We start from the raw sequence: 3,534 nt of genomic DNA, 5'->3' as shown, positions 1-3,534 counted from the left end.
GCTGCTGGCGGGGCTCGCCGCGGCGTGGCGCGCGCCGGGCAGGCGGCGGTGGGCCGCCCTCGCCGCGCTCGCGGCGCTGGGCGGCGTCGCCTACGCGACCAACGTCGTGATGGCGGCCGACATGATGTTCCGCCTCCCCTCGCAGCTCCTCATGAGGCCGGCCGCCGAGAGCCGCGTCGACGGGGAGCGGCTGGTGGTCGGCGTCGAGGTGAACGGCGAGGCGCGCGCCTACCCGCTGCAGTACCTCGGCTACCACCACCAGGTGCGCGACACGGTCGGCGGGCGCCCGGTGCTGGTGAGCTACTGCACGGTGTGCCGCTCGGGGCGCGTCTTCGACCCGGTGGTCGACGGGCGCGCCGAGACGTTCCGGCTGGTGGGGATGGACCACTGGAACGCGATGTTCGAGGACCACTCGACCGGGAGCTGGTGGCGGCAGGCGAGCGGCGGCGCGGTGGCCGGCCCGCGCCGCGGCGCCGCGCTGCGCGAGCTCCCGAGCCGCCAGACGACGCTGCGCCTGTGGCTGGCGATGCACCCGCGGTCGCTGGTCATGCAGGCCGACCCCGAGGCGCTCGACGAGTACCCGAAGACGTTCGACTACGAGCGCGGCACCAGCCGCAAGCGCCTCACCGGCACCGACACCACGTCGTGGGCCGACAAGGCGTGGGTGGTGGGCGTCGCGCTCGACGGCGCGAGCCGCGCGTACGACTGGAACCGGCTGCGGCGCGAGCGCGTGATCAACGACGTCGTCGGCGGGACGCCGGTCGTCGTCGCGCTGGCCCCCGACGGCGCGAGCTTCGTCGCCTACGCGCGCCCCGACGACGCGACGCGGCTGGCGCTGCGCGGCGACTCGCTGGTGGCGGGCGCCCGCGCGTGGGCGCTCGACGGGCGCGGCGCCGACGGCCGGCTCGCCCCCGTCGCGGCGTACCAGGAGTTCTGGCACAGCTGGCGGACGTTCCACCCCGGCACCTCCACCTACTGAGGGCGCGATGAGAGTCATGCGAGGGACGCTCGGGCTGCTGGCGACCGCGGCGATCGCGGCGCACGCGCAGCCGCCGCTCGACCTGTCGCGCTACCGGATGGTGGACCTCACGCACGCCTTCGACGCGCGCACGCCGTACTGGCCCACGTCGCCCACGGGCTTCAGGCTCGACACGCTCTCGGCGGGGCAGACGCCGGGCGGCTGGTACTACTCGGCGTTCGCGTACTCGGCGCCGGAGCACGGCGGCACGCACCTCGACGCGCCGATCCACTTCGGCGCCGGCAAGGCGACCGCGGAGAACGTCGCGCTGGAGCGGCTGATGGCGCCGGCGGTGGTGATCGACGTGAGCGCGAGGGCGGCCGCCGACGCCGACTACATGCTGACGCGCGACGACGTGCTGGCGTTCGAGCGGCGGCACGGGCGCATCCGCGCCGGGACGATCGTGCTGCTGCGCACCGGGTGGGACCGCCGCTGGCCCGACCGCAAGGCGTACCTCGGCGACGACACCCCCGGCGACGCGACGAAGCTGCACTTCCCGAGCTTCGGCGAGGACGCGGCGCGGCTGCTGGTCGAGGAGCGGCGCGCGGGCGCGCTCGGCGTCGACGTGGCGTCGATCGACCGCGGGCAGTCGCAGGACTTCCGCGTGCACCGCTTGGCCGCCGCGGCCGACGTGCCGGGGTTCGAGAACCTGCGCGGGCTCGACCAGCTGCCGGCGACCGGGGCGATCGTCATCGCGCTCCCCATGAAGATCGCCGGCGGGTCGGGCGGGCCGCTGCGGGCGGTGGCGCTGATACCTCGGTAACAGCTTTCGACAGGATTAACAGGAAAGGGCGCGGAGAGACTCGAGTCTGGAGTCTCTCCGCGCCCTTTCCTGTCAATCCTGTCGAATGCACTTGACCGTCGCCGCCCCCCGTCGCATCCTGTCCCCTGAATCTTTCAGGGAAGCGGCTTGTGGGCGACGACACGCTCGACCTCCTCAAGGGCACCCTCGACGTGCTCGTGCTCAAGGCCCTCACCTGGGGCCCCCGCCACGGCTACGCGGTCGCGCGCTGGATCGACGACGCCACGCGCGGCGCGCTGCAGGTGGAGGAGGGCGCGCTCTACCACGCGCTGCACCGCCTGGAGAAGCGCGGCTGGCTGGCGAGCGAGTGGGGAGTGTCGGAGTCCAACCGGCGCGCCAAGTACTACACGCTCACCGCCGTCGGCCGGCGGCAGCTGGCGACGCAGACGGCGACGTGGACGCGCTACGCGGAGGCGGTGTTCGCCGCCCTCCGCACGGCCTGAGGGGGCGCCGGTGCCGCCGCTCCCCCCGGGCGTCCGCCGCGCATTCCGCCTCGCGCGGCGCCGCCCCGACGTCGACGCGGAGGTGGACGCCGAGATCGCGTTCCACCTCGAGATGCGCGCCGCCGAGCTGGCGGCGACCGGCCTGACCCCGGGCGACGCGCGCGCCGAGGCGCTGCGGCGGTTCGGCGACCCCCACCGATGGAGGACCGCGATGCAGGCGCTCGACCACCAGCGCGCCGACGGCGCGCGCCGCGCGGAGCGGCTGTCGGAGCTGTGGCTCGACCTGCGGACCGCGGCGCGGTCGCTGCGGCGGGCGCCGCGCTTCGCGCTGCTCGCCACGCTCACCCTCGCGCTCGGGATCGGCGCCAACGCGGCGGTGTTCGGCGTGGCCAAGTCGGTGCTGCTCGACGCGCTGCCCTACGCCGACGCCGGCCGCGTGCTGCAGGTGCACGCGCGCTGGAACGACGGCACCAACGACCGCGGGCCGGTGAGCGCCGCCGTGGTGACCGACCTGCGCGCGCGCGCCCGCGGGCTCGAGCGGCTGGCCGCGTTCGAGGGGCTGCCGCGCGACGCGGTGCTCAGCGGGGCGGACGGGCCGCGCGCCGTGCGCGTCGCCTGGGTCGAGCCGGAGCTGTTCCGCACGCTCGGCGTCACGGCCGCGCGCGGGCGCGTGCTGCGCGCCGACGACGCGGCCGCCGACACGGCCTACGACGTGGTGGCGACGCACGCCGGGTGGCAGCGCCTCCTGGGCGGCGACCCGGCGGCGGTCGGCGGCCGCGTGGTGGTCAACGGGATCACGCGCACGGTGGTCGGCGTGCTGCCGCGCGCCTTCGTCGGGCCGGTGGGGGAGGTGGACTTTTACTTCCCGCAGACGCTGCGCGGCGCGATGCGCGACCCGTCGCGCGCGCGCGGCCGCCAGTACCTGGGCGTGGTGGCGCGGCTGCGCCCGGGCGTCGCGCCGGAGGCCGCCGCGCGCGAGCTCGCCGGGATCGGCGAGGCGCTGACGCGCGAGCACCCCGGCACCGACGGCTTCTACCGCCTGACCGCGCTCCCCATCCGCGACGCGATGGTCGGCGACACGCGCACGCCGCTGCTCGTGCTGATGGCGAGCGCCGCGCTCGTGCTGGTCATCACCTGCGCCAACCTCGCCGGCGCGATGCTCTCGCGCGCGCTGTCGCGGCGGCGCGAGTTCGCGGTGCGTGCCGCGCTCGGCGCCGGGCGCGGGCGGCTGGCGCGCCAGCTCCTCACCGAGAGCACGGTGCTGGCGGTCG

4 protein-coding genes are annotated in these 3,534 nt (G+C 76.1%); all 4 read left to right on the top strand.

Annotated features, from left to right (window positions below):
- On the top strand, positions 1-979 hold a 979-nt coding region (locus PYV61_RS22645; protein WP_275835949.1), incomplete at its 5' end, for a DUF3179 domain-containing (seleno)protein.
- 7 nt (positions 980-986) lie between these two features.
- A complete protein-coding gene (locus tag PYV61_RS22640) occupies positions 987-1,781 on the top strand; it encodes a cyclase family protein (RefSeq protein ID WP_275835947.1) in 795 nt (264 codons plus the stop codon).
- Between the two features lie 149 nt (positions 1,782-1,930).
- The gene (locus PYV61_RS22635) at positions 1,931-2,263 is read left to right on the top strand and encodes a PadR family transcriptional regulator (protein WP_275835945.1); all 333 of its coding nucleotides are present in this window, start codon (positions 1,931-1,933) and stop codon (positions 2,261-2,263) included.
- A gap of 10 nt (positions 2,264-2,273) precedes the next feature.
- Positions 2,274-3,534: ABC transporter permease (locus PYV61_RS22630; protein ID WP_275835943.1), on the top strand; the 1,261-nt coding region annotated here is incomplete at its 3' end.

The organism is Roseisolibacter sp. H3M3-2 (genome assembly GCF_029211165.1).
Lineage (GTDB): Bacteria > Gemmatimonadota > Gemmatimonadetes > Gemmatimonadales > Gemmatimonadaceae > Roseisolibacter.
Note: the sequence above shows the minus strand (reverse complement) of the source record. Positions and strands in the feature narration are given on the sequence as shown.